The sequence below is a fragment of the Escherichia sp. F1 genome (assembly GCF_046764225.1).
GTDB lineage: Bacteria > Pseudomonadota > Gammaproteobacteria > Enterobacterales > Enterobacteriaceae > Escherichia > Escherichia coli.
The window spans coordinates 176,301-201,885 of record NZ_CP177202.1 but is presented as its reverse complement, the minus strand read 5'-3'; the positions used below and the strand labels follow the sequence as shown (position 1 = coordinate 201,885).

Below are 25,585 nucleotides of genomic sequence, written 5' to 3'. Positions count from 1 at the left end.
GGCCCCCGTGATGTTGTCAGGTGCATACCTGCAACGTGCGGGGGTTTTCTCTCTCCAGCAACCAATGCCACCAGGGATAAAGCCCCCGCAACATTGCGCCTCACCGGAACCCTTCCGGCTTGCTGCTGATTCTACGGCCATTTTTGTTCGTCGAAATCCATCACTTCTTCACTCTGTGCTGCGCATTCCGCAGAATATTATCCGCTTGCAACCGTTGCATTTTTCTTACGAAAAAGGCCGCAGAGTTTTATCCCTGCGGCCTGGTCCGGGCGCAAATTGCCATTACGGCAGCCTGACGCCCGTCTGACACGTTACTTCCGCTTATTCAGCCAGTTCACGATCATGCTGGCAAGAATGCCAGCAATGACCGGAGCCGCTAAATCATGCCAGAAGGCCATGCCCAGCTCTGCGAGCGTCATATAGCCGCCTCTGTTGTAATGACAACGTTTCGCGGCTATTCTTGAGTGGTCTAGAGTCAAGATTAGCCCCCGTGATGTTGTCAGGTGCATACCTGCAACGTGCGGGGGTTTTCTCTCTCCAGCAACCAATGCCACCAGGGATTAAGCCCCCGCAACATTGCGCCTCACCGGAACCTTTCCGGCTTGCCGCTGATTTTACGATTGCTTTTTACTGTCAGCACCCGGCTATCTTCCTCATTGCGTGATGCCTTCCAGCTTAATTTCTTTATTTGCAATAGTTGCAGTTCATATCCGGGCTGACTCCAGACTGGTAGTGAAATGCGCAATTTTGTAGAATTGCGCCTCCTCGCGACCTCCCCAGTGAATCTGTTGCCTCATTTTTTACATACTGCGTATTCGACTTCTCCACCTGTTGCGCAAGAGAAACTGGGTTTATTCATTTTTGCGAGGCCGACTTCTTTCTGGACAGGACTTTATGCAGCACAACACACTACCGAAACACGATCAGAAATTGCCGTTTACACGCTACGACTTCGGCTGGGTTTTATTATGCATAGGCATGGCGATTGGTGCCGGAACCGTGCTGATGCCAGTACAAATTGGCTTGAAGGGAATTTGGGTATTTATTACCGCAGCGATCATTGCTTATCCTGCCACCTGGGTAGTGCAGGACATTTATTTAAAAACCCTTTCTGAAAGCGATTCCTGTAATGACTACACCGATATTATCAGTCATTACCTGGGGAAGAACTGGGGAATTTTCCTCGGGGTTATCTACTTTTTGATGATTATCCACGGGATTTTTATCTACTCTCTCTCCGTGGTTTTCGACAGCGCCTCGTACCTGAAAACCTTCGGTTTAACCGATGCCGATCTTTCACAATCTCTACTTTATAAAGTCGCTATTTTCGCCGTACTGGTGGCGATTGCGTCTGGTGGTGAACGATTACTGTTTAAGATTTCTGGGCCAATGGTGGTGGTCAAAGTAGGGATTATTGTCGTGTTCGGTTTTGCGATGATCCCGCACTGGAATTTCGCCAATATAACCGCCTTCCCGCAAGCCTCCGTCTTTTTCCGCGATGTCCTGCTTACCATTCCATTTTGCTTCTTTTCTGCAGTATTTATTCAGGTACTTAACCCAATGAATATTGCCTATCGTAAACGGGAAGCGGATAAAGTACTGGCAACCCGGCTCGCGCTGCGTACCCACCGAATTAGTTATATCACGCTCATCGCGGTGATACTGTTTTTTGCCTTTTCGTTTACCTTCTCAATTAGCCACGAAGAAGCCGTTTCTGCCTTTGAACAAAATATCTCGGCACTGGCACTGGCCGCGCAGGTGATCCCTGGGCATATCATTCATATCACCTCTACGGTGCTGAATATCTTTGCCGTACTGACCGCATTCTTTGGCATTTATCTCGGTTTCCACGAGGCCATTAAAGGCATTATTCTCAATCTGTTAAGCCGAATTATTGATACCAAGAAAATTAACTCACGCATGCTGACTCTGGCGATCTGCGCTTTTATCGTCATTACGTTGACGATTTGGGTTTCGTTTCGTGTATCGGTGCTGGTGTTCTTTCAGTTGGGAAGCCCGTTATATGGCATTGTGTCGTGCCTCATTCCATTTTTCCTGATCTATAAAGTCGCACAACTGGAAAAACTTCGCGGGTTTAAAGCCTGGCTGATTCTGCTGTACGGCATTTTGTTATGCTTGTCGCCACTGTTGAAGTTGATTGAGTAAACCGGAGCGCATGGCCCCGGTTTTGTGAGTTAACGCTGCGGATTTTCATCCTGATCAACAGCAAAACAAGCTACCAGTTGACCGCCGTAGTCTTTTAGCTGCGGCTGCAACTGGGGGCAGGGGCCGAAGCGCCGACGACAGCGGGCGTTAAACGCGCAGCCCGGCGGTGGATTGAGCGGGCTTGGCAGTTCACCGGTGAGCTTGATGCGCTCGCGGCGATCGTCCGGGTTCAGGCGCGGCGTCGCGGAGAGTAGCGCCTGAGTGTACGGATGACGCGGGTTATTGAAGATTTGGTCCTTCGTTCCCTTCTCCACGCAGCGGCCCAGGTACATCACCATCACTTCATCGGCAATGTGCTCCACAACCGACAGGTCGTGGGAGATAAAGACATAAGACAGCCCCAACTCCTGCTGCAAATCCATCATCAGGTTGAGCACCTGCGCACGCACCGAGACGTCCAGCGCAGAAACCGGCTCATCGGCAATCACCACATCCGGGTCGAGCATCAGACCTCGGGCAATGGCGATACGCTGACGCTGACCGCCGGAGAACATATGCGGATAGCGGTCATAATGTTCGGTTTTCAGGCCGACTTTCGCCATCATCGACAGGGCTTTTTCCCGACGCTGTTCTTTGCTTAAGCTGGTATTAATCAGCAGCGGCTCCTCAAGAATTTGCCCGACTTTTTTACGCGGGTTCAGCGAACCGTAAGGGTTCTGGAAGACAATCTGGATTTTCTGCCGACGCAGCTTCTGCGCCTGCGGATCGTGCTTGAGCAGATCCTGCCCCTGGTAATACAGTTCACCACCGGTGGGCGTTTCGATCATCGTCAGCAACCGACCGAGGGTCGATTTACCGCAGCCAGACTCCCCTACTACCGCCAGCGTTTTGCCGCGTTCAAGGTTAAACGAAACGCCGTCTAGCGCTTTAACCAAACGTTCCGGCGCGAACATACCTTTCTTCACCGGATAATGTTTTTTCAGGTCGATAGCCTGCAACAGCGGTTGTTGCGAGGTGGCCTCTTGCGTACTCATAGTGTCGGCCTCCCGGCATCATCAAGTGGGTAGTGGCATTTGGACTGACGCCCGTCAGCGAGCATATTCAGCGCCGGTTCTTCAGCACAGCATTTGTCAGTGGCGTAGGGGCAGCGCGGGTTAAGCAGGCAGCCGTTCGGGCGGTCGTACTTGCCGGGAACGACACCTGGCAACGACGCCAGACGTTCTTTGTCCTGAGCAAATTCCGGCAGCGCACGCAGCAATGCCTGAGTATACGGGTGACGCGGCGCATGGAAGATAGCGTGCGCATCGCCCGTTTCTACTACCTGGCCTGCATACATCACGATGATTTTATGTGCCGCTTCCGCCACCAGTGCCAGGTCATGAGTGATCAACACCAGCGCCATGTTCTCTTTCTGCTGTAGCTCCAGCAGTAGTTCAATGATTTGCGCCTGAATGGTCACGTCCAGCGCAGTGGTTGGTTCATCGGCAATCAGCAGCTTTGGCCGACAGGCAATCGCCATGGCGATCATCACGCGCTGGCTCATGCCGCCGGAAAGCTGATGCGGGTAAACATCCAGACGCGATGCCGGATCGGGAATACCGACCTGATTCAGCAGGTCAATCGCTCGCTGACGGCGGGTACTTTTGTTGCCGCCCTGATGCACCTTTATCGCTTCCATAATCTGGAAACCCACGGTGTAGCACGGGTTAAGGCTGGTCATCGGGTCCTGGAAGATCATCGCCACTTCGGCACCCACCAGGTTGCGGCGCTCTTTTTCTGAGATACGCTGTAAATCCTGACCGTTAAACTCCAGCTTTTCCGCCATTACGCGGCCCGGATAATCAATCAGCCCCATAATCGCCAGCGAACTGACCGATTTACCAGAGCCGGACTCACCCACAATCCCGACCACTTCGCCCTGTTTTACGCTGTAGCTGATGCGGTCTACGGCGCGGAACGGTGCGCTTTCGTCGCCGAAATGCACCGATAATTTATCTACATTTAATAACGCCATCTCGAACCTCTTACTGCTTCAGTTTGGGATCGAGCGCGTCACGCAGACCGTCACCCATCAGGTTAAATGCCAGCACCGTCAGCAGGATCGCCAGACCCGGGAAGGTCACGACCCACCAGGCGCTTTGCGCGAACTGCAACACATCGGAGAGCATGGTGCCCCACTCCGGCGTTGGCGGCTGCGCGCCCATGCCGAGGAAACCAAGAGCAGCCATATCGAGAATGGCGTTAGAGAAACCGAGCGACGCCTGAACAATCAGAGGCGCAAGGCAGTTCGGGAAGATGTTAATAAACATCTGACGCATCGCCCCGGCACCTGCCACGCGAGACGCGGTAACGTAATCGCGATTCACCTCCACCAGCACGGCGGCGCGTGTTAAGCGCACATAGTGCGGCAAGGCAACGAAGGTCAGCGCCAGCGCGGCGTTACCAATCGACGGGCCGAAAATCGCCACCAGCACCAGTGCCAACAGCAGACTTGGCAGCGCCAGCATGATATCGACCACGCGCATGATGATGTTATCGACCAGGCCGCCGAAGTAACCGGCGATCAGGCCGAGAATAACGCCCATAATCAGCGATAACACAACTACCAGACAGCCAACCAGCAGTGACAATCGCGCACCGTACATCAGACGCGACAGCACATCGCGGCCTACGTCATCGGTGCCCAGCAAGTGCGCCATGCTGCCGCCTTCCTGCCAGGCTGGCGGGGCGAGCAGTGCATCGCGGAACTGTTCCGCCGGGTTATAGGGTGCAATCCAGTTGGCAAAGATCGCGATAAACAGCACGATGACGACGTAAACCAGCCCGACGACCGCGCCTTTGTTGCGTTTAAAATAGTGCCAGAACTCCTGTAACGGGGTCATCGGCACCGGTGCGCTAATCACTTTATTTTCAGTAACCTTTGACATGATGTCCCCTTACTTCTTATGACGAATACGCGGGTTCACCACGCCGTACAGCAGATCGACCAGCAAGTTGACGAGGATAATCATCGTCGCCACCAGCAATACGCCGCCCTGCACTACCGGATAGTCGCGGCGTTGCAGTGCGTCAATCAACCAGCGCCCCAGACCAGGCCACGAGAAGATGGTTTCGGTCAGAATCGCCCCCGCCAGCAATGTTCCCACCTGAAGGCCGATAACGGTCACTACCGGCAGCATCGCGTTACGCAGCGCGTGGACGATAATCACCCGCATCCGGGTTAGCCCTTTGGCACGCGCGGTGCGGATATAATCTTCACCCAGCACTTCAAGCATCGAGGAGCGCGTCATACGCACAATCACCGCCAGCGGTATCGTACCCAGCACAATGGCGGGCAGGATCATATGGGCGACGGCATCGATAAAGTTACCGTCTTCACCCCAGATGGCGGTGTCGATCAGCATAAAACCGGTTAACGGATTGGAATCATCGAGGAACACCATGTCGCTCACCCGACCGGAGACAGGCGTCAGGTTCCAGTGCACCGAAACCAGCATGATCAGCATCATGCCCCACCAGAAGATCGGCATGGAGTAGCCGGTCAGCGCCAGGCCAACCGCTGTGTGATCGAAAATGGAACCGCGTTTAACCGCAGCCAGCACACCAACCGGAATGCCGACCGCAGTCGCAAAAATCATCGCGCAGACACCAAGCTCCAGCGTGGCCTGAAAGCGCGGCACAAACTCTTCCCAAACCGGGATGCGGCTTTTCATTGAAATGCCTAGATCGCCATGCATAACGCCCCAAATGTAATGGAGATACTGCTGCCACATCGGTTTATCTAAGCCGAGTTCAGCCAGCAGCTGCGCGTGACGCTCTGGGGAGATCCCACGTTCGCCCGCCATGATCATCACCGGATCGCCCGGGATCATGTGGACAAAGGCAAATGTGAGAAGGGTAATACCGATAAACGTGGGGATGACGAGTCCCAAACGTCGGAGAATAAACTGCAACATAACCCGGATTCTCTGTAGTGACCCGCAGCCTGGAACTGCGTGTCTGTATTGCTCACAAATCAATTCCCGCCCAGGTCGGGCAGGGAATGAAGTATTGCTGCCGGATGGCGCTGCACGCAGAGGCACAGCGCCACCGGGTATGGCTTTTAATTATTCGATAGAGACGTTTTCGAAGTGATGTTTGCCTAATGGATCAACCACATAGCCTTTAACTTCTTTGCGTACCGGTTCAAACACGGTGGAGTGAGCGATGATCAGTGCCGGAGCCTGATCGTGCATCACCACCTGCGCTTGCTTGTACAGTTCAACGCGTTTGTTATGGTCGTCGGTAGCACGCGCCGGTTGAATCAGATCTTCAAACGGTTTGTAGCACCATTTTGAGTAGTTGGAGCCTTGTTCAGAGGCGGCGCAGCTGAACAGGGTGGCGAAGAAGTTATCCGGATCCCCGTTGTCGCCAGTCCAGCCCATCATTACCGTCTGATGCTCGCCATCTTTCGCACGCTTGAGATACTCACCCCATTCGTAGGTGACAATTTTGGCCTGCACGCCCACTTTCGCCCAGTCTGCCTGAATCATCTCTGCCATGCGTCGAGCATTCGGGTTATACGGACGTTGTACCGGCATTGCCCACAGGTCGATGGAGAAGCCTTTTTCCAGGCCCGCTTCTTTCAGCAAGGCTTTCGCTTTTTCGGGATCGTAGGTGTAGTCCTGAACGTCGTCGTTATAGCCCCACATGGTTGGCGGGATCAGGTTTTTCGCTGCCACGCCCGCGCCCTGATAAACCGCTTTGATGATAGCGTCTTTGTTCACCGCGTAGGTCAGAGCCTGGCGAACTTTCACGTCATCAAGTGGTTTTTTCTGCACGTTATATGAAAGATAGCCGACGTTAAGCCCCGGCATTTCCATCAGATTGATGGATTTATCCTGCTTCATGCGAGCGATATCTGCCGGGTTCGGGTACGGCATCACCTGGCATTCATTCTTCTGCAATTTCGCGTAACGCACGGAAGCATCAGGGGTAATAGAGAAAACCAGCGTATCGATCTGCGGTTTGGTGCCCCAGTAGCCATCAAACGCTTTGTAGCGGATACGGGAATCTTTTTGGTACTGCTGTAACTGGAACGGACCGGTGCCGATTGGGTTGAGGTCCAGTTTTTCCGGTGTACCGGCTTTCATCATCGCGTCAGCATATTCTTTTGACAGAATAGAGGCGAAGTCCATTGCCAGGTCAGCGAGGAACGGCGCTTCCGGTCGAGTCAGCACAAACTGAACGGTGTTGTCGTCCACCTTTTTCACTTCGCTGATCAGCTCCGGCAAGCCCATGCCTTCAAAGTATTCGTAGCTACCGCCAGAAACTTTATGGTACGGGTTTTGCGCGTTTTTCTGACGATCGAACGAGAACACCACGTCATCGGCGTTCAGTTCGCGCGTCGGTTTGAATTCTTTATTGTCGTGCCACTTCACACCTTTACGCAGATGGAAGGTATAGGTTTTACCGTCTTCGCTGACTTCCCACTTTTCAGCGAGGCCCGGGATCACTTCGGTGGTGCCGATTTTAAATTCAACCAGGCGGTTATAAAGCGGCACGGAAGAGGCGTCATAGGTAGTACCGGAGGTAAACAACTGCGGGTTAAACCCTTCCGGAGATCCTTCTGAGCAATAAACCAGAGTTTTAGCCTGAACACTTGCTGCGACGGTCATAGCCACCAGGCTGAGACCAAGCTTCAGCATCCCTGACTTTTTCAAGGAAATACGCATTATTCTGCTCCAATTGTGATGTTTGTTGTTTTAACCCTTTGCAGTGGGTTGTCGCTGCCTGACCTTTTTTGTTTTTTGCCCGGTCGGGTCAACGTTATGAGGTGGGGATGCCGTACTAATTAACATCAGTGTAACAGTGCGGATCCTCCATAAAATGCCCCTCGTGACCTACAATCTGTCAACAGAATGTGAAAACGTCAATACAGCCAACCGGGATTTACACCAACGGTGAGAATCCACAAACAAAGATTAAAAAAACTTCAAACAGCTATTTGCAGCAGAGAAATTTGTGCTACTCCAACATGACCAGAACAATCAGCTTAATATTTAGCAACAATTGGTGATTAAGTTTTATGCATTTTGTGAAAAAAATCTGAGGAAAAGGTGGATATCTGAGCGATTAATACCATGAACGCTAAAACGCACAGCGGAAAATGCCAGCGCCAGTCATAAGTAACGCAAAAAAAGATTTAAGCAAATATAAAAAAAGACAATGGTTTCTGTCACAAATCCGTTAATGAATAGTGAGATATGGGGCGCAAATTTGGCAGGGAAATGTGTGGTGTGTTGCCGTTTAGATCGGATAAGACGGATACGCTGTATCCCACAATGAGTGCGGTGCCGAATTTGGTCGGTGCCAGAGGATTACTCGCCACTTCGTGGCTCGCCCTGCGGGCCGTTGCTGACGCAACGTTCTCTCGCTTCGCTCGAGTCGAACCTCCCTGCCCCCGGAGGTTCTCATCCTCATGAGCTGCAGATGCAAAAAAGCCTGCTCGTTGAGCAGGCTTTTCGAATTTGGTCGGTGATAGAGGATTCGAACCTCCGACCCCTTCGTCCCGAACGAAGTGCGCTACCAGGCTGCGCCAATCACCGAATGCGGGGCGCATCTTACTGCGCAGATACGCCCTCGTCAATCCCTTAATAGCAAAATGCCTTTTGATCGGCGAGAAAGTCAGCAGGCCGCTTAGTTAGCCGCAGCCTCTTTTGCCTGCGGGATGTGACACCAGTTGTTGTTTTCGTTAATTCCACCATCAGGTGAAGTATAGCCAAGACACCCCATGATGGTGTCGTACAGCTCTACGTGACGGCGTGGCACTTTCATGTCGGCTTCTTTTTTCAGCTGCGCAAATGCCTGCGCATTGACCGGATTTTCCAGATATTTATCTGACATCCAGACCATCATCGGCACACGGAACTGCTCCGGCGGTGCCAGTTCACGCGGTGTGCCGTGCAGGTGCTCGCGTTCATTAATTGACTCACCGTGGTCAGCTGCGTAGAACACAATCGCTTTCTTATCGCGAACCTGATCAATCACGCTGGAGATAAAGTGATCCACATAGGTCACCGAGTTGTCATAGGAGTTGATCATCTGCGCTTTGGTACAGCCGCTATCAACACCAATACATTCCGGCTTCCACTGCGCAAAGCTGCGCGGGTAACGCTGGGTGTAGTTAAAGTGTGAGCCTTTGGTATGCAGAATGATCAGATGCTTACCATCCGGGTTGCGCCCCAGCGATTGCTGCATTTCGTCTACCAGCAACATATCATCTACCGGCTTGCCACGGTTACGTGGCTCCGCACCAATCTGCTCACGATAAGCAATGTTGTCCGCCATCGTATTGCTGTAGAACCACATTTCGCTCTGCATAGCGTAGAGGTCAGAACTGAATCCTAACTGCTTCAGCACCGCGAAAATGTTCTGTTCTTTTAATGTGCGCTGCGGATTATCTTCCGCTCCACCCTCTCGTACAAACATGCAACGCAGAGAAAGTTTGGTCGCCGTGTCACAAGAATAGCCACGGAACGCCGCCAGATTTTTCTCCTGGGCCAGCTTCGGCGTGGTATTACGCTCATAGCCGAAAATGCCCATATGGTCCCAACGCGTGGTTTCACCGATGATAAACACGACATAAGTGTCATCAACGTTTTGCGGTGCCTGATAAGTGAATTTCTTCGCCGGATTAAGCAATGAATTATTATCGGAAGATTCATCGACCCGCGCCCAGGCATACAACCCCAACGCAGAAAGCCAGTTTGATGGCAGATAAGAGTTCGCTACGACGCCGCCATAGCTGGGCAAATCAACGCCGGTCGCCCTCTCCACTTTCTTCTGCTGGATATCCAGCAAACGAATCGGTGCCCAAACCATAATACCCGCCAGTACGACGACCGCCAGGCTGCGAATACGCTGCCCTGGGGTTCGCAGTTGTCGGAGCAAGGTGTAGCGACAGCGGTTATTCCAGATAAGGATAAGAGGCAATGCGCTAACGGCGATTAACCAGAGAATAAAGTTCAGACCAACAACTTCTTTTGACAGGTCGATATCGGTGGTCATGACGGAAGCGATGATGCCATAACCAATGACCACATTAAGGAAGGTCATGTAATAGCTGGCACCGGCGGAAAAGAGCACAACTAGCGATGCCAGAATACGCCAGCTGCGGCGGCCAAACAGCGAAAGAAGACGTAGTAAAAAGAAGGTCACCAGTACGGTGGCGGCCAGTTCAACAACAGCAGAAATGCCTTTCCAGACGGTAAAATCGTGCGCATAGCTGCCGAAGCGGCGGTAAAAAACCGCGCCATTCATAAAAAGGCCAATATAGATTGCAAGCAAAAAGCTCAGCTTCTGCTGTGTAATCGATTTGATGTATCTCATGCAAACAAACCCTGGGCAAACAGGTGATAACACCCTGCTTAGTGGCTTTTCAGGCCAGGCAGGGGAAAAGTGCGGAGGTAGTCAGATAAGTAAAATCTACACGCGCGAATAAGTAGACCACAGCAAAGGGAAAAAGTGTGGGGAAAGAGTGTGCACGAAGCACAAATTTACAAAAATGCAAGTTTGAAAAGAGACTTTAGCGTTACAAAAAGCAGTAAAAAGGGCCAGTTAACTGGCCCAAATTTTACGCGTTATTGTTTATACATTTCGTTGATGCGTTTGATGCACACTGAAGCTGAAGCCCAGTAGCTCACGGCTGAGCATTAAAGGGAGCCATGCGCCTCACGCAACATTTTCTGCTCTGGCTGGCGAATGGTCGTAGAAAGCGCCAATGACAGAATCAGCAGAGCAAAGATGACATAGAACGTCACATAGAACCCGCCAAACAGTGAGGCGATAATCGACCCACAAATGCTGCCGATACCGAAACCGAGATAAATCACACCGTAGTTTTTCGCCAGGTTATTGAGGCCGAAGAACTCACTGACCAGTGACGGGAAAACGGTAATGGTGCCGCCAAAGTTAAACGCCACGCAGGCAATCGCTGCAAAGAACGTCACTGCATTCAATGGTGCAAACAGCAGGGCCGCCATACCCACCAGCGAAATCACCTGACCAATGGTGATAACACGGATTCGGGCGATTTTGTCAGACAGTATCCCCAGAACCAGACGACCTGAAAGGTTGGCGATGGAAATAACCGTCACAGCATTGGCTGCGGAAATTGCATCAAGATGCGCCAGACTTTGGGCTATATCTTTCGCTACCCCAATCACGTACAGGCCGCTCATGCAGGCAGTCAGGAACATTACCGCTAACATCCAGTACTGCGGTTTACGCATCGACTCTGCCAGCGTGTAATCTTTCTCCACGACACCATTGCTGGTTTTCACTTCCTGTTTTGGTGCGTCTTTCATTAACGTTGCGCCGAAAACAATCATCACCAGCGCAATCGCTCCCCAAATCACAAATGTTTTTTCCAGACCCACCGTTTCCAGCAGCTGCGCGTCGATAAATTTGAAACCCAGGCTACCCAGACCATAAGAACCGATAGCGAACGCGGAGATCAGACCTTTACGCTCCGGGAACCACTTCACGCAGTTAGAGAGCGTCAGCAGGTAACCCGCGCCATCCGCCAGACCGACCAGCACACCGGCGCTTAACCACAGCATCATCAGGTTGTCAGAATGCGCTGTCAGGAAGAAGCCTAATCCCAGCAAAATGCCGGAAGCCATAGTGACGCGTTTAACGCCAAAACGTTCCTGTAATTTCCCCGCAACAGAAGATGAAATTGCCAGCCCCAGACTTAACAAGCCGAAAGAGAAAGCGACCTGGCTTACCGGCGCATCCAGCTTGGCAGAAAGCGCGCCGTTAAACAGGCTCCAGGTATAAACCGACCCAAGGGCAAACTGGGTAATGATAGTACCGATGAGTGTCAACCAGCGGGTACGCTGATAATTTGAAGGTGTCATGGCAGTATTCCTGCAGTAATAAAAAGGAAAAATCTCTGCTGACAACCATAACGAAGTGCACTTTATGCCTGGGGAAAAACGGCATGAAATGCCATCAGAACGGAATGAAATGCATTAGTTCAGGAATGAATGACTCGACAATTATTCACCAAATTTATTATTTAGTAAGTTAGCACCCACTATCGCCACAACTGTTGTTATCCAATGGTTTCAATTGTATCTATAACGTTAAAATCTGGCACTAACCCCCATCGTATACAGATAGTCGCTATTGTTAGTGGTATTTTCTGCCTGAGATAGCGCAGCATAGGCAGCAATATTTTGATTGAGCAACATATCAGCGCCTACGGTGACATCCAGCCAGTTGCCGTTCTGGTTTGTCGCCGTCATCCGGCTCAGGCCTGATTGCGCCTTCCAGATATTCTCGCCAAATTGCTGGTTATAGCTGATTTGCGCCCAGGGTCGGAGATCGCCAAGCCGGGAGTCAACACGCCAGCCTAAAGTACTCACGCTGGCATGCCATAACGGATCGGTCAGCGTGGTAGTACTGTCGCCAAACTCGTTATACATCGAGGTGGTTGTGCCATCGTAATGTAATACCGCGACCGGACCGGTTGTAACCTGTTGATATAAAGGAAAATTCCAGCCCATACTCATACTACTTGTGACATCCACAGGGGTTTCTTCCGCCAGATTGACTTCCAGTCCCAGCGCCCTTTGGCTACTTTGAATACGTTGCGACAAAATATCGTTGTAATCAGGTTGATGATCACTATCCCAGGTGTAACGCTCTGTGGAATGTCCGGGTTGCGTATCAACGATATATTCTTGTTGCCAGGCGTAAGCTGTGTTGAGAAAAAAGGCACTGATTACCACGCTCACCAGCAGGCTTAGCTGCCAGCGACCACCGCTTTTTTTTATGATCATTAACACGACTCCAGGGAAGAGCCGAATTCGGCAATATTATTGTCATTGTATGAAGGATATCGGGCATAGTAGCCCTGTATTAAATATTGACTTTTTCACCGATGCGTCAAGAAAAGCTGCTGAAATTTTTACGATCGGGTACATAGCGAGGGAAAGTATGGAACGTTGCGGCTGGGTGAGTCAGGACCCGCTTTATATTGCCTACCATGATAATGAATGGGGCGTGCCTGAAACTGACAGTAAAAAACTGTTCGAAATGATCTGCCTTGAAGGGCAGCAGGCTGGATTATCGTGGATCACCGTCCTCAAAAAACGCGAAAACTATCGCGCCAGCTTTCATCAGTTCGATCCGGTGAAGGTGGCTGCAATGCAGGAAGAGGATGTCGAAAGACTGGTACAGGACGCCGGGATTATCCGCCATCGCGGGAAAATTCAGGCAATTATTGGTAATGCGCGGGCGTACCTGCAAATGGAACAGAACGGCGAACCGTTTGCCGACTTTGTCTGGTCGTTTGTCAATCATCAACCACAGGTGACACAAGCCACAACGTTGAGCGAAATCCCTACATCTACGCCCGCCTCCGACGCTCTATCTAAAGCCCTGAAAAAGCGTGGTTTTAAGTTTGTTGGTACCACAATCTGTTACTCCTTTATGCAGGCATGTGGGCTGGTGAATGATCATGTGGTTGGCTGCTGTTGCTATCCGGGAAATAAACCATGATTCGGGAAGCGCAACGTTCAGAACTCCCCGCGATCCTCGAACTGTGGCTGGAAAGTACAACCTGGGGGCATCCCTTTATAAAAGCGAATTACTGGCGTGATTGCATTCCGCTGGTGCGGGATGCCTATCTTGCCAACGCGCAAAACTGGGTCTGGGAAGAAGACGGTAAGCTTCTCGGTTTTGTCAGCATTATGGAAGGCCGATTTCTGGCTGCAATGTTTGTCGCACCGAAGGCCGTCAGACGCGGTATTGGTAAGGCGCTAATGCAGTATGTGCAGCAGCGCCATCCCCATCTGATGCTGGAGGTTTATCAAAAAAATCAACCGGCGATAGATTTTTACCATGCGCAGGGTTTTCACATTGTCGACTGCGCATGGCAGGATGAAACCCAACTACCCACCTGGATTATGAGCTGGCCGGTGGTTCAAACGCTGTAAGTGTCAGTTCCGGACCGTTGTATTTTTCCAGCCATGCCAGCGCCGTATTACCCGCACAGCCATTCCCCAGCCGCGAGCTGGGGAGATCTTTGGTCAGAACGTTCACCGCGCCGTTTTTACAAATACCGTCAGCGGTTAAATCCAGATCCGGCCATGCCCCTTCATGAATACAAATCACGCCAGGTTTAATTCCCTCGCTAATGACCGCTCCGGCAAGAATTTGCCCGCGTGCGTTCCACAACCGAACAATATCGCCATCTTGTATGCCGCGCGCCTGGGCATCGTCAGGATGAATGGTGACAGGCTCACGATTTGCCACCGCGTACAATTCGCGCAGAGAACTGTAATTCAGCTGGCTATGCAGACGATGTGCCGGATGAGCAGAAAGTACCTGCAACTGTTCCGGTTCGGCATTGCCCTGCCATTCGTCCGGCTCCAGCCACATTGGATGCCCAGGGCAATCCGGATAAGCGTAATCGGCAATACGCTGCGAGAAGATTTCAATCTTGCCGCTGGCGGTTTTTAATGGATGCGCCTGCGGATCGCGGCGAAAATCGGCGAAGCGAATAAACCGCTCGCTGTCCGGGTTTTCCGGCATCTCAATTAACTGGTTGGCTTGCCAGAACTCAGCAAATGGCGGCAATTCAACCTGCTGGCTTGCCCCGCGTTGCCGGGCAACGTTATAAAACGTTTCCAGCCATTGCAGCTCACTTTTTCCTTCCGTAAACCGCGCATAGCCGCCCTTCTCCCAACGCTCACTCAACTCGGCAAAGACATCAAAATCATTACGCGCTTCATAACGTGGCGGCACCACTTGTTTCATCGGCACCAGATGCTGATTACTGTAATCACCGGTCATGGTGAGATCATTACGCTCAAAAGAGGTAGTCGCAGGCAGAACGATATCCGCGTGTTTCGCCGCAGCCGTCCAGAAGCATTCAGAGATCACCACCAGCTCCGGTTTTTGCCAGGCACGGATCAGGCGATTGGTATCCTGATGATGAGTAAAGTTGGCACCGCCCGCCCACCAGATAAAACGAATATCCGGGAAATGTCGGTTCATACCGTTGTGTTGATATGCGCCACCAGGGTTTTCCAGTGCTTCAACAATGCGGGCAACAGGGATTTTATCTACCGCATCGGTGCCGCCAGGCAAGCTGCCCTGCATGGAAGAGAGCACCGCAGAACGCCGCGTGGGGTTACCACCATTGGCAAAATGATAAGAAAGACCAAAACCGCCGCCGGGTGTGCCGATTTGCCCCAACATTGCCGCCAGCGTGACGATCATCCAATGTTTTTGCTCACCAAACTGTTGACGCTGCATTCCCCAGCCAGCCATCAGCATGGTCGTGTTTTGGTGGAAAAGAGCCGCCAGCTCGCGGATTTTCTCTGCGTTAACCCCACAAATCCCTGCCGCCCATTCGGCGGTTTTGGCTATTCCGTCACTCTCGCCCAGCAAATAAGAGGCGAAGACGGCATAACCGGTGGTGCAACGCGCCAGAAACGCTTCGTCGTGCCAACCATTTTCCACCAGCGTATGGGCGATCCCCAGCATCAGCGCAACATCGGTGCCCATGTGCGGTGCCACCCACTCCATTTTATCGCCAAAGAAATCGACGGTTTCCGATCGCATTGGATCAATGCAGATCAGCTTTTTCCCGCTGTCACGCAGTGCGGAAAAGTAAGAAAGCCCCTGCTCATCGGATGCATTCCAAGCAATTTTCAGCGTATTGAGTGGATTAGCACTCCACAGCACCACAACATCGCTATATTCCAGCACCAGCGGCCAACTGGTTTGCTGTTGATAAACTTCGCTGCCACCCACGACATACGGCATGATCGCCTGTGCCGCGCCGGTCGAATAATCCCCCAGATGCCCGGTATAACCGCCTGCCAGCGCCATATAGCGTTGTAATAATGTCGAGGCCTTATGCAGCACGCCGTTTGAACGCCAGCCGTAGGAACCAGCAAAAATCGATGCCGGACCATAAGCCTCACGAATGCGTTTATGTTGTTGGTGAATAAGATCCAGCGCCTCATCCCAACTCACACGAACAAATTCATCCTGCCCGCGAATGCCTTGCGGTTTTTCCGGTGACGCAAGAAAGCCTTTGCGCACCATTGGAAATCGTACCCGCGTATTGCTGTGAACCTGGTCGCGAACCGCGCTCTGCAAGGAGTTTTCCATTCCTGTGGTTAACGCGCCACGCGAGCTAAGCACGGTTTCGCCGTCGGTTTCAACCAGCATGGGCCCCCAGTGGGCGGCAGTCAGAACGGAATATCGTGAGGATGAGTTGGCCAAACCGAAGACTCCTGAAAGGTTAGATGTATTGAGCAGTTAAATATTACTTACAAATTTCCGAGTATTCCCAGGAATAATCTTCATGTTCACGCGGCATAATCTCCCGCCACGGAACCCGTGGCAAAGAATAAAAAGGTTATTAAGGATTAACAATGAAGAAACGTGTTTATCTTATTGCCGCCGTAGTGAGTGGCGCTCTGGCGGTATCTGGCTGCACAACTAACCCTTACACCGGCGAACGCGAAGCAGGTAAATCTGCTATCGGCGCAGGTCTGGGCTCTCTCGTTGGCGCAGGTATTGGTGCGCTCTCTTCTTCGAAGAAAGATCGCGGTAAAGGCGCGCTGATTGGCGCAGCAGCGGGTGCAGCTCTGGGCGGCGGCGTTGGTTATTACATGGATGTGCAGGAAGCGAAGCTGCGTGACAAAATGCGCGGCACTGGTGTTAGCGTAACCCGCAGCGGGGATAACATTATCCTCAATATGCCGAACAATGTGACCTTCGACAGCAGCAGCGCGACCCTGAAACCGGCAGGCGCTAACACCCTGACCGGCGTGGCAATGGTGCTGAAAGAGTATCCGAAAACGGCGGTTAACGTGATTGGTTATACCGATAGCACGGGTGGGCACGACCTGAACATGCGTCTCTCCCAGCAGCGTGCGGATTCCGTTGCCAGCGCGTTGATCACCCAGGGCGTGGACGCCAGCCGCATCCGTACTCAGGGCCTTGGCCCGGCTAACCCAATCGCCAGCAACAGCACCGCAGAAGGTAAGGCGCAAAACCGCCGTGTAGAAATTACCTTAAGCCCGCTGTAATCCCTTTCATGCCAGGTGATGCAAAAATCACCTGGCATTCTTCAGTTTTCCTTCATCATATTTCAGGCTAAGGTGATCGCCTTATCAGTGAATGGAGAGAAGCATGAAGCCGTCCGTTATCCTCTACAAAGCCTTACCTGATGATTTACTGCAACGCCTGCAAGAGCATTTCACCGTTCACCAGGTGGCAAACCTCAGCCCACAAACCGTCGAACAAAATGCAGCAATTTTTGCCGAAGCTGAAGGTTTACTGGGTTCAAACGAGAATGTTGATGCCGCATTGCTGGAAAAAATGCCGAAACTGCGTGCCACATCAACGATCTCCGTAGGCTATGACAATTTTGATGTCGATGCGCTTACCGCCCGAAAAATTCTGCTGATGCACACGCCAACCGTATTAACAGAAACCGTCGCCGATACGCTGATGGCGCTGGTGTTGTCTACCGCTCGTCGTGTTGTGGAGGTAGCAGAACGGGTAAAAGCAGGCGAATGGACCGCGAGCATAGGCCCGGACTGGTATGGCACTGACGTTCACCATAAAACACTGGGCATTGTCGGGATGGGACGGATCGGCATGGCGCTGGCACAACGTGCGCACTTTGGCTTCAACATGCCCATCCTCTATAACGCGCGCCGCCACCATAAAGAAGCAGAAGAACGCTTCAACGCCCGCTACTGCGATTTGGATACACTGTTACAAGAGTCAGATTTCGTTTGCCTGATCCTGCCGTTAACTGATGAAACGCATCATCTGTTTGGCGCAGAACAATTCGCCAAAATGAAATCCTCCGCCATATTCATTAATGCCGGACGTGGCCCGGTGGTTGATGAAAATGCACTGATTGCTGCATTGCAGAAAGGGGAAATTCACGCTGCCGGGCTGGATGTCTTCGAACAAGAGCCACTGTCTGTAGATTCGCCGTTGCTCTCAATGGCCAACGTCGTCGCAGTACCGCATATTGGATCTGCCACTCATGAGACGCGTTATGGCATGGCCGCCTGTGCCGTGGATAATTTGATTGATGCGTTACAAGGAAAGGTTGAGAAGAACTGTGTGAATCCGCACGTCGCGGACTAAGCCGCGACTGCGTGGAGTAAAGCCCGATAATCGCTCGGGCTTTTACTCTTTATTGGGTTGCAGTAACTGCTGTAGTCCAGGCCTGATTAAACGCCTGATGCTGTGCCGGTAATGGCGCAATCAGTTTGTTATATTCACTTGCCTGCTGTGACGTCGGGAACTGGATGCCATTTGCTACAAAGCTCACCTGAGTACCTTGCTGGGCAATGTAGTCTCCAACCATCACCAGTTGTTGCGTGAAAGTTTGTGCCGCCGGAATCAACGGTTGCAACGCATCAGCTGGCGTCGTTACCACTTTGGTGAATGCCTGATCGAAGACCGGTTTCAGGTCATCGCTCTGTTTTAGCGCAGAGTGCGCAGCATCGGCCTGCAACTTCGCATTTTGCAGCTGTTGCGCCAGTACACCCAGAGAACCGTTCATTTCACGCAGTGGGCCGCTTTGCGTAACGTAATCCTGCGGTACGCGAATTGCGTTAACGCTGTCTACAACCGGGCGCAGACCGGAATCCATCGCCTGATTCACCTGCTGAGAATAACCATACAGAATCGCGTAATCAGAGACAAAAGGACCAAACTGTTTTTTCTGATCGGCAGTCAGGGTTGGTAGACGTTCACCGCTACGCATCACTGTATTCTGCAGGAAGTCGATAAACGCTTTACGCTGATCGCCTTCTTTATCAAAACACCCACTCAGGCTAACTACCATTAATAACGCCGCAAGAGGCGCAAACCAGCGAGAGCAGGACTTTCCTGTCGCCATTTTCTTACTCCTTTCACCCAAAAAAAGCGCACAACGACACACGCGTGTCTGACGTGACAAGGATAGTCCAGGACAGGCTTGCAGGATACCCTTTCTACGTAATCTTCCTGGTAAAATCATGGAGAAAATGAAACAAGGTTAATTTGTTGTTTCATTGTTAAAAAATGATAGTGCCGTTGCTTTTTTTGTTGCCAGAGATTTACGCCTTCTCAGAACGTTAGATTTTCGAAATCTTTACAAACCGGGAGTGGTAAGAGATATATCGGCATTTATCAGATCGTTAGGTGGCTATAAGTCACGCTAAATGACTGGCTGAATCGAATCATAGCCAGAGCATGCCCTGACTACACCCCGCTGTGTCTGTTTTTCCCGACTATTCTTAATGAGCTTCGATGCAATTCACGATCCCGCAGTGTGATTTGAGGAGTTTTCAATGGAATATAAAGATCCAATGCATGAGCTGTTGAGCAGCCTGGAACAGATTGTTTTTAAAGATGAAACGCAGAAAATTACCCTGACGCACAGAACAACATCCTGTACCGAAATTGAGCAGTTACGAAAAGGGACAGGATTAAAAATCGATGATTTCGCCCGGGTTTTGGGCGTATCAGTCGCCATGGTAAAGGAATGGGAATCCAGACGCGTGAAGCCTTCAAGTGCCGAACTAAAATTGATGCGTTTGATTCAAGCCAACCCGGCATTAAGTAAGCAGTTGATGGAATAGACTTTTATCCACTTTATTGCTGTTTACGGTCCTGATGACAGGACCGTTTTCCAACCGATTAATCATAAATATGAAAAATAATTGTTGCATCACCCGCCAATGCGTGGCTTAATGCACATCAACGGTTTGACGTACAGACCATTAAAGCAGTGTAGTAAGGCAAGTCCCTTCAAGAGTTATCGTTGATACCCCTCGTAGTGCACATTCCTTTAACGCTTCAAAATCTGTAAAGCACGCCATATCGCCGAAAGGCACACTTAATTATTAAAGGTAATACACTATGTCCGGTAAAATGACTGGTATCGTAAAATGGTTCAACGCTGACAAAGGCTTCGGCTTCATCACTCCTGACGATGGCTCTAAAGACGTGTTCGTACACTTCTCTGCTATCCAGAACGATGGTTACAAATCTCTGGACGAAGGTCAGAAAGTGTCCTTCACCATCGAAAGCGGCGCTAAAGGCCCGGCAGCTGGTAACGTAACCAGCCTGTAATCTCTGCTTAAAAGCACAGAATCTAAGATCCCTGCCATTTGGCGGGGATTTTTTTATTTGTTTTTCAGGAAATAAATAATCGATCGCGTAATAAAATCTATTATTATTTTTGTGAAAAATAAATTTGGGTGCAATGAGAATGCGCAACGCCGTAAGAAAGGCGGGAATAACTTCCCGCCGAAAACTCTTACTCTTTCAAATTGCAGGCTAAAAATGCCGCCAGCTCATAACTCCCCTGTTTAATATGCAATTCACACAGTGAATCTCTTATCATCCAGGTGAAAAATAAAAGCGTGAAACAAATCACTATTAAAGAAAGTAATCTATATTTCTGCGGCATTCCCAGCCCCCTGTGTTGATTTCCAACGAGTAAGAGGCTAACCTTATGGTGTTCAGGCATAGGGTAGCCTCACTTTGATTTATAGTCAGGTGGGGCTTTTCTCTGTCTGCCTTTCGGTGAATACCTGAGACAAACAGTCTCAAGCACCCGCAGCTATTCTAGCTTAATAAGTTCGTTTCTTCTCCTTGATATAATCCTAAAAAAATCTCATAAAATTAATATATGAGACAATCTTTATTCAGCAGAAGATTATTAAAGGTTGCTCTATTATTTAGCGATAAAAAAGCCTGCCAGATGGCAGGCTTTTTAATAACGGCGTTATTACTGTAACAGCGAAATATCCGCAACGCGCAGGAACAGTTCGCGCAGTTTCTCCAGCATGGTCAAACGGTTGATACGCAATTCTTTGTCATCAACCATGACCATCACTTTATCGAAGAAGGCATCAACCGGTTCACGCAGCTCAGCCAGTTCGACCAGCGCATCCTGGTAACGACCTTCAGCAAAGTACGGCTCCAGTTTATCGCGCAGCACAACCACCTGCATCGCCAGTTTAATTTCTTCCGGCTCTTTCAGAGTAGAAGCATTCACGCGATCGCTCAGCACTTCGTCAGACTTCGCCAGAATGTTAGATACACGCTTGTTCGCCGCCGCCAGTGCAGCAGCTGCATCCAGGGTACGGAAGTGCGATACCGCCTTCATACGGGCATCGAAATCTGCCGGACGAGTCGGACGACGCGCCAGTACCGCCTGGATGGTATCAACGGTATAACCTTCGTCCTGATACCAGGCGCGGAAGCGACCGAGCATAAAGTCGATAACATCATCAACTACGTTGGCATTAGTCAGCTTATCGCCATACAGACGCACCGCTTCTTCGGTCAGCGTTTGCAGATCAAGGTTGAGGTTCTTCTCAACGATAATACGCAGCACGCCAAGTGCGGCACGACGCAGCGCAAACGGGTCTTTGTCGCCTTTCGGATGCTGACCGATACCGAAGATACCCGCCAGAGTATCCATCTTGTCAGCGATCGCCAACGCACAGGCTACCGGATTGGACGGCAGGTCATCACCGGCAAAGCGCGGCTGATACTGCTCATTCAGCGCCACCGCGACATCTTCCGCTTCGCCATCGTGACGCGCGTAGTGCATCCCCATAACGCCCTGGGTGTCGGTGAACTCGAAGACCATGTTGGTCATCAGGTCACACTTAGACAGCAGGCCCGCACGGGTAGCGTGGTTAACGTCAGCGCCAATCTGTTCAGCAATCCAGCCAGCCAGCGCCTGGATGCGGTCAGTTTTGTCGCGCAGTGTACCCAGCTGTTGCTGAAACAACACGGTTTGCAGGCGCGGCAGGTTATCTTCCAGACGTTTTTTACGGTCGGTGTTGAAGAAGAACTCGGCATCCGCCAAACGTGGACGAACGACTTTCTCGTTACCAGAGATAATTTGCTGCGGATCTTTCGATTCGATATTGGCAACGAAGATAAAGTTCGGCAGCAGTTTGCCGTCGTTCGCATACACCGGGAAGTATTTCTGGTCACCTTTCATGGTGTAAACCAGCGCTTCAGACGGCACCGCGAGGAATTTCTCTTCGAATTTTGCGGTCAGCACAACCGGCCATTCCACCAGCGAAGCCACTTCTTCCAACAGGCTTTCGCTTAAGTCAGCGTTACCGCCAATCTTACGCGCCGCTTCTTCGGCATCGGCTTTAATCTTCGCCTTACGTTCTTCGTAATCGGCGATGACTTTCCCGCGCTCACGCAGAATTTCCGGATACTGATCGGCATTGTCGATAGTGAATTCCGGCTCGCCCATAAAGCGGTGGCCGCGAATTACGCGATCGGACTGAATGCCCAGAATGGTAGCCGGAATAACTTTGTCGCCCAGCAACAGAGTCACGGTGTGCACCGGACGCACGAAGTGCACGTCGCTTGCGCCCCAGCGCATCAGTTTCGGGATCGGCAGTTTCGCCAGCGAAGTCGCAACCATATTCGGCAGCAGTGCTTCGGTGCTTTCGCCCTTCACGTGGGCGCGATACAGCAGCCATTCACCTTTATCGGTAGTCAGACGCTCAGCCTGGTCTACGGTAATACCGCAACCACGCGCCCAGCCTTCTGCCGCTTTGCTCGGTTTGCCTTCAGCGTCGAACGCCTGAGCAATCGCCGGGCCGCGTTTTTCGATTTCACGATCCGGTTGCGCTTCCGCCAGGTTAGCTACTTTCAGCGCCAGACGACGCGGAGCAGCAAACCATTGAACGGTGCCGTGTGCGAGGCCAGCGTTATCCAGCTCCGCAGTAAAGTTCGCAGCAAAGGACTCAGCCAGGCTGCGCAGTGCTTTTGGTGGCAGCTCTTCAGTGCCAATTTCCACCAGAAAAGTTTTCTCAGACATAGCCGCCTCTTACTTATCTTTGTTGCACATCGGGAAGCCGAGGGCTTCACGGGAAGCGTAGTATGCTTCTGCCACTGCTTTGGTCAGGGTGCGAATGCGCAGAATGTAGCGCTGACGCTCGGTGACGGAGATGGCTTTACGCGCATCCAGCAGGTTGAAGCTGTGGGCGGCTTTCAGAATACGCTCGTAGGCTGGCAGCGGCAGCGGATTTTCCAGCGCCAGCAGCTGCTGCGCTTCTTTCTCGTACTGCTCAAAGCAGGTGAACAGGAAGTCCACATCCGCGTATTCGAAGTTGTAAGTGGACTGCTCCACTTCGTTCTGATGGAACACGTCGCCGTAGGTGGTTTTACCCAGCGGGCCGTCGCTCCAGACCAGGTCGTAAACGCTGTCTACGCCCTGAATGTACATTGCCAGACGTTCCAGACCGTAGGTGATCTCGCCGGTAACCGGTTTACACTCCAGACCACCAACCTGCTGGAAGTAAGTGAACTGCGTCACTTCCATGCCGTTCAGCCACACTTCCCAGCCCAGCCCCCAGGCACCCAGCGTCGGGTTTTCCCAGTTATCTTCCACGAAACGGATGTCGTGGATGGTCGGGTCCATGCCCAGCTCTTTCAGAGAACCAAGGTACAGCTCCTGAATATTGTCCGGCGATGGCTTAATGACCACCTGGAACTGATAGTAGTGCTGTAAACGGTTGGGGTTTTCGCCGTAGCGACCATCGGTCGGGCGACGAGAAGGCTGAACATAAGCAGCCGCCATCGGTTCTGGCCCCAGCGCGCGCAGACAGGTCATTGGGTGAGAGGTTCCCGCGCCGACTTCCATGTCCAATGGTTGAACAATGGTGCAGCCCTGGCGAGCCCAGTAATCCTGTAAGGTCAGGATCAAGCCCTGGAAGGTCCTGGTATCAAACTTTTGCATATTATTTCGTGCTGGATACGTGTGGATTTAAAGGAAGGGATCAGTATACCCGCTGGATGGAAGATATACAGTACGAAACGGGAAAAAGCAGGGCTTAACGCATGGAAAGATGCAAAAAATGGCCATCTGCGTCAAAAGAACAGACAAACTGCTCTTTACGGAAGGTATAACCGCGCATTTCGTAGCTCCCCTGGAACTGTTCAAATGCGGTGACGTCGATTTTTTGCGCACCTGTATTATAGCGTTTTGCCGCCTGATCTTTGCATAGCCCTTCCATATTCAACGAACGCAGAGGATCAACCTTTACCCGTTGTGCTTTCTGCACGGGTGGCGGTGTAGAACAACCCACTAGCGCCATAAGCACCATAAGCGCCATTGCCGGAAAGAAAGAGTTCATCATCATTAAATTACCGTCTGGTTTGCAGGTGAGTCTTATTATTTATATCGGTATAGTGGCTGATATCTTACGAATTTCCTTAAGCCTCTATAAGCTGTAGTGATAAAACTCAGATTATTCCAGTGCGCCAACCGAATGATTTATCGGTCAGACTTTTTTTAACCAGATACAGAGACACAGATGCAGCCCAAAATTTACTGGATTGATAACCTGCGAGGGATAGCGTGTTTAATGGTGGTGATGATTCACACCACTACCTGGTATGTGACCAATGCTCATAGTGTTAGCCCCGTCACATGGGATATCGCCAATGTTCTGAATTCTGCCTCTCGTGTCAGCGTGCCGCTATTTTTCATGATTTCCGGCTATCTCTTTTTTGGCGAACGCAGCGCCCAGCCGCGCCATTTCTTGCGTATCGGCTTATGTCTGCTTTTTTATAGCGCAATCGCACTGCTCTACATTGCGCTGTTTACCTCCATCAATATGGAGTTAGCGCTGAAAAACCTGCTGCAAAAGCCAGTGTTTTACCACTTGTGGTTTTTCTTCGCGATTGCGGTGATTTATCTGGTTTCACCGCTGATTCAGGTGAAGAACGTCGGCGGAAAAATGTTGCTGGTGCTAATGGTGGTGATTGGCATTATCGCTAACCCAAACACAGTGCCGCAGAAAATTGACGGTTTTGAATGGCTGCCAATTAACTTATATATCAATGGCGATACTTTTTACTACATCCTGTATGGCATGTTGGGCCGCGCTATAGGGATGATGGACACACAGCATAAAGCACTGTCGTGGGTGTGCGCCGCACTGTTTGTGACGGGGGTTTTTATTATCTCTCGCGGGACATTATATGAATTGCAGTGGCGCGGAAATTTTGCCGATACCTGGTATCTTTACTGTGGGCCGATGGTTTTTATCTGCGCAATCACGCTATTGACTCTGGTTAAAAACACGCTGGATACGCGTACCGTTCGTGGACTTGGCTTAATCTCCCGCCATTCGTTGGGTATATACGGATTCCACGCCTTGATTATCCATGCACTGCGCACCCGGGGGATTGAGCTTAAAAACTGGCCAATACTCGATATTATTTGGATCTTTTGCGCGACGTTGGCAGCGAGTTTGTTACTTTCTATGCTGGTACAACGAATCGACAGAAACAGACTAGTGAGTTAAATAAAAGCCCGGTCACATTGGACTGACCGGGCTTATGT

General features: G+C 51.2%; 24 protein-coding genes, 1 tRNA gene and 1 other RNA gene. 9 read left to right on the top strand and 17 right to left on the bottom strand.

Annotated elements, in window-relative coordinates; all coding sequences use genetic code 11:
- Positions 1-311: 311 nt before the first annotated feature.
- A complete protein-coding gene (locus tag ACK8NJ_RS00890) occupies positions 312-419 on the bottom strand; it encodes a type I toxin-antitoxin system toxin Ldr family protein (RefSeq protein WP_001295224.1) in 108 nt (35 codons plus the stop codon).
- 475 nt (positions 420-894) lie between these two features.
- Here ACK8NJ_RS00890 and ACK8NJ_RS00885 point away from each other — a divergent pair, with 475 nt between their 5' ends.
- Positions 895-2,166, top strand: coding sequence for an aromatic amino acid transport family protein (locus ACK8NJ_RS00885; RefSeq protein WP_001313380.1), 1,272 nt, complete (start codon positions 895-897; stop codon positions 2,164-2,166).
- A 29-nt stretch (positions 2,167-2,195) separates the two neighbouring features.
- Here ACK8NJ_RS00885 and dppF read toward each other — a convergent pair whose 3' ends face one another.
- The 10 genes from dppF to ACK8NJ_RS00835 all read right to left on the bottom strand — a co-directional run bounded on the left by dppF (position 2,196) and on the right by ACK8NJ_RS00835 (position 12,995).
- Complete coding sequence (gene dppF / locus ACK8NJ_RS00880; RefSeq protein ID WP_411962045.1) at positions 2,196-3,200, bottom strand: dipeptide ABC transporter ATP-binding subunit DppF; 1,005 nt, start codon at positions 3,198-3,200, stop codon at positions 2,196-2,198.
- Complete coding sequence (dppD, locus tag ACK8NJ_RS00875; RefSeq protein WP_256270623.1) at positions 3,197-4,180, bottom strand: dipeptide ABC transporter ATP-binding protein; 984 nt, start codon at positions 4,178-4,180, stop codon at positions 3,197-3,199. Before dppD ends, dppF begins: the two co-directional genes overlap by 4 nt.
- A 10-nt stretch (positions 4,181-4,190) precedes the next feature.
- Positions 4,191-5,093 carry a dipeptide ABC transporter permease DppC gene (gene dppC / locus ACK8NJ_RS00870; RefSeq protein ID WP_411962044.1) on the bottom strand — a complete coding sequence of 301 codons (903 nt, stop codon included), beginning with the start codon at positions 5,091-5,093 and terminating at the stop codon, positions 4,191-4,193.
- Positions 5,094-5,102: 9 nt separating this feature from the next.
- Complete coding sequence (gene dppB / locus ACK8NJ_RS00865; RefSeq protein ID WP_000938855.1) at positions 5,103-6,122, bottom strand: dipeptide ABC transporter permease DppB; 1,020 nt, start codon at positions 6,120-6,122, stop codon at positions 5,103-5,105.
- Between the two features lie 150 nt (positions 6,123-6,272).
- A complete protein-coding gene (dppA, locus tag ACK8NJ_RS00860) occupies positions 6,273-7,880 on the bottom strand; it encodes a dipeptide ABC transporter substrate-binding protein DppA (RefSeq protein WP_001222876.1) in 1,608 nt (535 codons plus the stop codon).
- A 628-nt stretch (positions 7,881-8,508) separates the two neighbouring features.
- Positions 8,509-8,643: non-coding RNA, RtT sRNA (locus ACK8NJ_RS00855), on the bottom strand.
- 33 nt (positions 8,644-8,676) lie between these two features.
- A tRNA-Pro gene (locus tag ACK8NJ_RS00850) sits at positions 8,677-8,753 on the bottom strand.
- 91 nt (positions 8,754-8,844) lie between these two features.
- Positions 8,845-10,536, bottom strand: a complete 1,692-nt coding sequence (gene eptB / locus ACK8NJ_RS00845; RefSeq protein ID WP_001269195.1) for a kdo(2)-lipid A phosphoethanolamine 7''-transferase — start codon at positions 10,534-10,536, stop codon at positions 8,845-8,847.
- Positions 10,537-10,859: 323 nt separating this feature from the next.
- Complete coding sequence (locus tag ACK8NJ_RS00840) at positions 10,860-12,068, bottom strand: L-lactate MFS transporter (RefSeq protein WP_411962043.1); 1,209 nt, start codon at positions 12,066-12,068, stop codon at positions 10,860-10,862.
- A 228-nt stretch (positions 12,069-12,296) separates the two neighbouring features.
- The gene (locus ACK8NJ_RS00835; protein WP_059341680.1) at positions 12,297-12,995 is read right to left on the bottom strand and encodes an autotransporter outer membrane beta-barrel domain-containing protein; all 699 of its coding nucleotides are present in this window, start codon (positions 12,993-12,995) and stop codon (positions 12,297-12,299) included.
- A 157-nt stretch (positions 12,996-13,152) separates the two neighbouring features.
- Between ACK8NJ_RS00835 and tag the strand changes: the two genes are divergently transcribed.
- Positions 13,153-13,716 carry a DNA-3-methyladenine glycosylase I gene (tag, locus tag ACK8NJ_RS00830; RefSeq protein WP_000438962.1) on the top strand — a complete coding sequence of 188 codons (564 nt, stop codon included), beginning with the start codon at positions 13,153-13,155 and terminating at the stop codon, positions 13,714-13,716.
- The gene (locus ACK8NJ_RS00825) at positions 13,713-14,153 is read left to right on the top strand and encodes an N-acetyltransferase (protein WP_000617470.1); all 441 of its coding nucleotides are present in this window, start codon (positions 13,713-13,715) and stop codon (positions 14,151-14,153) included. The genes tag and ACK8NJ_RS00825 overlap by 4 nt, the downstream gene beginning before the upstream one ends.
- Here ACK8NJ_RS00825 and bisC read toward each other — a convergent pair.
- A complete protein-coding gene (gene bisC / locus ACK8NJ_RS00820; RefSeq protein ID WP_411962042.1) occupies positions 14,122-16,455 on the bottom strand; it encodes a biotin sulfoxide reductase in 2,334 nt (777 codons plus the stop codon). The genes ACK8NJ_RS00825 and bisC overlap by 32 nt on opposite strands.
- Positions 16,456-16,607: 152 nt before the next feature.
- Here bisC and ACK8NJ_RS00815 point away from each other — a divergent pair, with 152 nt between their 5' ends.
- Both ACK8NJ_RS00815 and ghrB read left to right on the top strand, forming a co-directional pair.
- Positions 16,608-17,267, top strand: coding sequence for an OmpA family lipoprotein (locus ACK8NJ_RS00815; RefSeq protein ID WP_000747625.1), 660 nt, complete (start codon positions 16,608-16,610; stop codon positions 17,265-17,267).
- Between the two features lie 103 nt (positions 17,268-17,370).
- Positions 17,371-18,345 (top strand): glyoxylate/hydroxypyruvate reductase GhrB, encoded by a 975-nt coding sequence (gene ghrB / locus ACK8NJ_RS00810; RefSeq protein WP_000805027.1) that lies wholly within the window; start codon positions 17,371-17,373, stop codon positions 18,343-18,345.
- Positions 18,346-18,394: 49 nt separating this feature from the next.
- On the opposite strand, the gene ACK8NJ_RS00805 is transcribed toward ghrB, so the two are convergent.
- Positions 18,395-19,105, bottom strand: coding sequence for a DUF3053 domain-containing protein (locus ACK8NJ_RS00805; protein WP_000190516.1), 711 nt, complete (start codon positions 19,103-19,105; stop codon positions 18,395-18,397).
- Between the two features lie 433 nt (positions 19,106-19,538).
- Here ACK8NJ_RS00805 and ACK8NJ_RS00800 point away from each other — a divergent pair, with 433 nt between their 5' ends.
- The 3 genes from ACK8NJ_RS00800 (at position 19,539) to ACK8NJ_RS00790 (ending at position 20,533) form a co-directional block, all read left to right on the top strand.
- Complete coding sequence (locus tag ACK8NJ_RS00800) at positions 19,539-19,829, top strand: HTH-type transcriptional regulator (RefSeq protein WP_000455798.1); 291 nt, start codon at positions 19,539-19,541, stop codon at positions 19,827-19,829.
- Between the two features lie 280 nt (positions 19,830-20,109).
- Positions 20,110-20,322 carry a transcription antiterminator/RNA stability regulator CspE gene (gene cspE / locus ACK8NJ_RS00795; RefSeq protein ID WP_000014594.1) on the top strand — a complete coding sequence of 71 codons (213 nt, stop codon included), beginning with the start codon at positions 20,110-20,112 and terminating at the stop codon, positions 20,320-20,322.
- 139 nt (positions 20,323-20,461) lie between these two features.
- Complete coding sequence (locus ACK8NJ_RS00790; protein WP_336477598.1) at positions 20,462-20,533, top strand: hypothetical protein; 72 nt, start codon at positions 20,462-20,464, stop codon at positions 20,531-20,533.
- Here the strand turns inward: ACK8NJ_RS00790 and hokA are convergent.
- The 4 genes from hokA to ACK8NJ_RS00770 all read right to left on the bottom strand — a co-directional run bounded on the left by hokA (position 20,510) and on the right by ACK8NJ_RS00770 (position 24,377).
- Positions 20,510-20,662 (bottom strand): type I toxin-antitoxin system toxin HokA, encoded by a 153-nt coding sequence (hokA, locus tag ACK8NJ_RS00785; RefSeq protein WP_001135738.1) that lies wholly within the window; start codon positions 20,660-20,662, stop codon positions 20,510-20,512. The genes ACK8NJ_RS00790 and hokA overlap by 24 nt on opposite strands.
- Before the next feature lie 321 nt (positions 20,663-20,983).
- On the bottom strand, positions 20,984-23,053 hold the full coding sequence (glyS, locus tag ACK8NJ_RS00780) for a glycine--tRNA ligase subunit beta (RefSeq protein ID WP_001291786.1): 2,070 nt from the start codon (positions 23,051-23,053) through the stop codon (positions 20,984-20,986).
- A 9-nt stretch (positions 23,054-23,062) separates the two neighbouring features.
- Positions 23,063-23,974, bottom strand: coding sequence for a glycine--tRNA ligase subunit alpha (glyQ, locus tag ACK8NJ_RS00775; RefSeq protein WP_001168544.1), 912 nt, complete (start codon positions 23,972-23,974; stop codon positions 23,063-23,065).
- Positions 23,975-24,068: 94 nt separating this feature from the next.
- The gene (locus tag ACK8NJ_RS00770; protein ID WP_000980158.1) at positions 24,069-24,377 is read right to left on the bottom strand and encodes a YsaB family lipoprotein; all 309 of its coding nucleotides are present in this window, start codon (positions 24,375-24,377) and stop codon (positions 24,069-24,071) included.
- A gap of 174 nt (positions 24,378-24,551) precedes the next feature.
- Between ACK8NJ_RS00770 and wecH the strand changes: the two genes are divergently transcribed.
- A complete protein-coding gene (gene wecH / locus ACK8NJ_RS00765; RefSeq protein ID WP_001182663.1) occupies positions 24,552-25,547 on the top strand; it encodes an O-acetyltransferase WecH in 996 nt (331 codons plus the stop codon).
- Positions 25,548-25,585: the final 38 nt, after the last annotated feature.

Bases quoted from the DNA above. Each gene is read 5' to 3' on its own strand.
- ACK8NJ_RS00800 (WP_000455798.1), top strand. From the start codon at position 19,539: ATGGAATATAAAGATCCAATGCATGAGCTGTTGAGCAGCCTGGAACAG.
- ACK8NJ_RS00890 (WP_001295224.1), bottom strand. From the start codon at position 419: ATGACGCTCGCAGAGCTGGGCATGGCCTTCTGGCATGATTTAGCGGCT.
- tag (WP_000438962.1), top strand. From the start codon at position 13,153: ATGGAACGTTGCGGCTGGGTGAGTCAGGACCCGCTTTATATTGCCTAC.
- eptB (WP_001269195.1), bottom strand. From the start codon at position 10,536: ATGAGATACATCAAATCGATTACACAGCAGAAGCTGAGCTTTTTGCTT.
- ACK8NJ_RS00815 (WP_000747625.1), top strand. From the start codon at position 16,608: ATGAAGAAACGTGTTTATCTTATTGCCGCCGTAGTGAGTGGCGCTCTG.
- ACK8NJ_RS00835 (WP_059341680.1), bottom strand. From the start codon at position 12,995: ATGATCATAAAAAAAAGCGGTGGTCGCTGGCAGCTAAGCCTGCTGGTG.
- wecH (WP_001182663.1), top strand. From the start codon at position 24,552: ATGCAGCCCAAAATTTACTGGATTGATAACCTGCGAGGGATAGCGTGT.
- glyS (WP_001291786.1), bottom strand. From the start codon at position 23,053: ATGTCTGAGAAAACTTTTCTGGTGGAAATTGGCACTGAAGAGCTGCCA.
- ACK8NJ_RS00840 (WP_411962043.1), bottom strand. From the start codon at position 12,068: ATGACACCTTCAAATTATCAGCGTACCCGCTGGTTGACACTCATCGGT.
- hokA (WP_001135738.1), bottom strand. From the start codon at position 20,662: ATGCCGCAGAAATATAGATTACTTTCTTTAATAGTGATTTGTTTCACG.
- dppD (WP_256270623.1), bottom strand. From the start codon at position 4,180: ATGGCGTTATTAAATGTAGATAAATTATCGGTGCATTTCGGCGACGAA.
- dppB (WP_000938855.1), bottom strand. From the start codon at position 6,122: ATGTTGCAGTTTATTCTCCGACGTTTGGGACTCGTCATCCCCACGTTT.
- ACK8NJ_RS00885 (WP_001313380.1), top strand. From the start codon at position 895: ATGCAGCACAACACACTACCGAAACACGATCAGAAATTGCCGTTTACA.
- dppA (WP_001222876.1), bottom strand. From the start codon at position 7,880: ATGCGTATTTCCTTGAAAAAGTCAGGGATGCTGAAGCTTGGTCTCAGC.
- glyQ (WP_001168544.1), bottom strand. From the start codon at position 23,974: ATGCAAAAGTTTGATACCAGGACCTTCCAGGGCTTGATCCTGACCTTA.
- dppF (WP_411962045.1), bottom strand. From the start codon at position 3,200: ATGAGTACGCAAGAGGCCACCTCGCAACAACCGCTGTTGCAGGCTATC.
- ACK8NJ_RS00805 (WP_000190516.1), bottom strand. From the start codon at position 19,105: ATGGCGACAGGAAAGTCCTGCTCTCGCTGGTTTGCGCCTCTTGCGGCG.
- ACK8NJ_RS00770 (WP_000980158.1), bottom strand. From the start codon at position 24,377: ATGATGATGAACTCTTTCTTTCCGGCAATGGCGCTTATGGTGCTTATG.
- cspE (WP_000014594.1), top strand. From the start codon at position 20,110: ATGTCCGGTAAAATGACTGGTATCGTAAAATGGTTCAACGCTGACAAA.
- ACK8NJ_RS00825 (WP_000617470.1), top strand. From the start codon at position 13,713: ATGATTCGGGAAGCGCAACGTTCAGAACTCCCCGCGATCCTCGAACTG.
- ghrB (WP_000805027.1), top strand. From the start codon at position 17,371: ATGAAGCCGTCCGTTATCCTCTACAAAGCCTTACCTGATGATTTACTG.
- dppC (WP_411962044.1), bottom strand. From the start codon at position 5,093: ATGTCAAAGGTTACTGAAAATAAAGTGATTAGCGCACCGGTGCCGATG.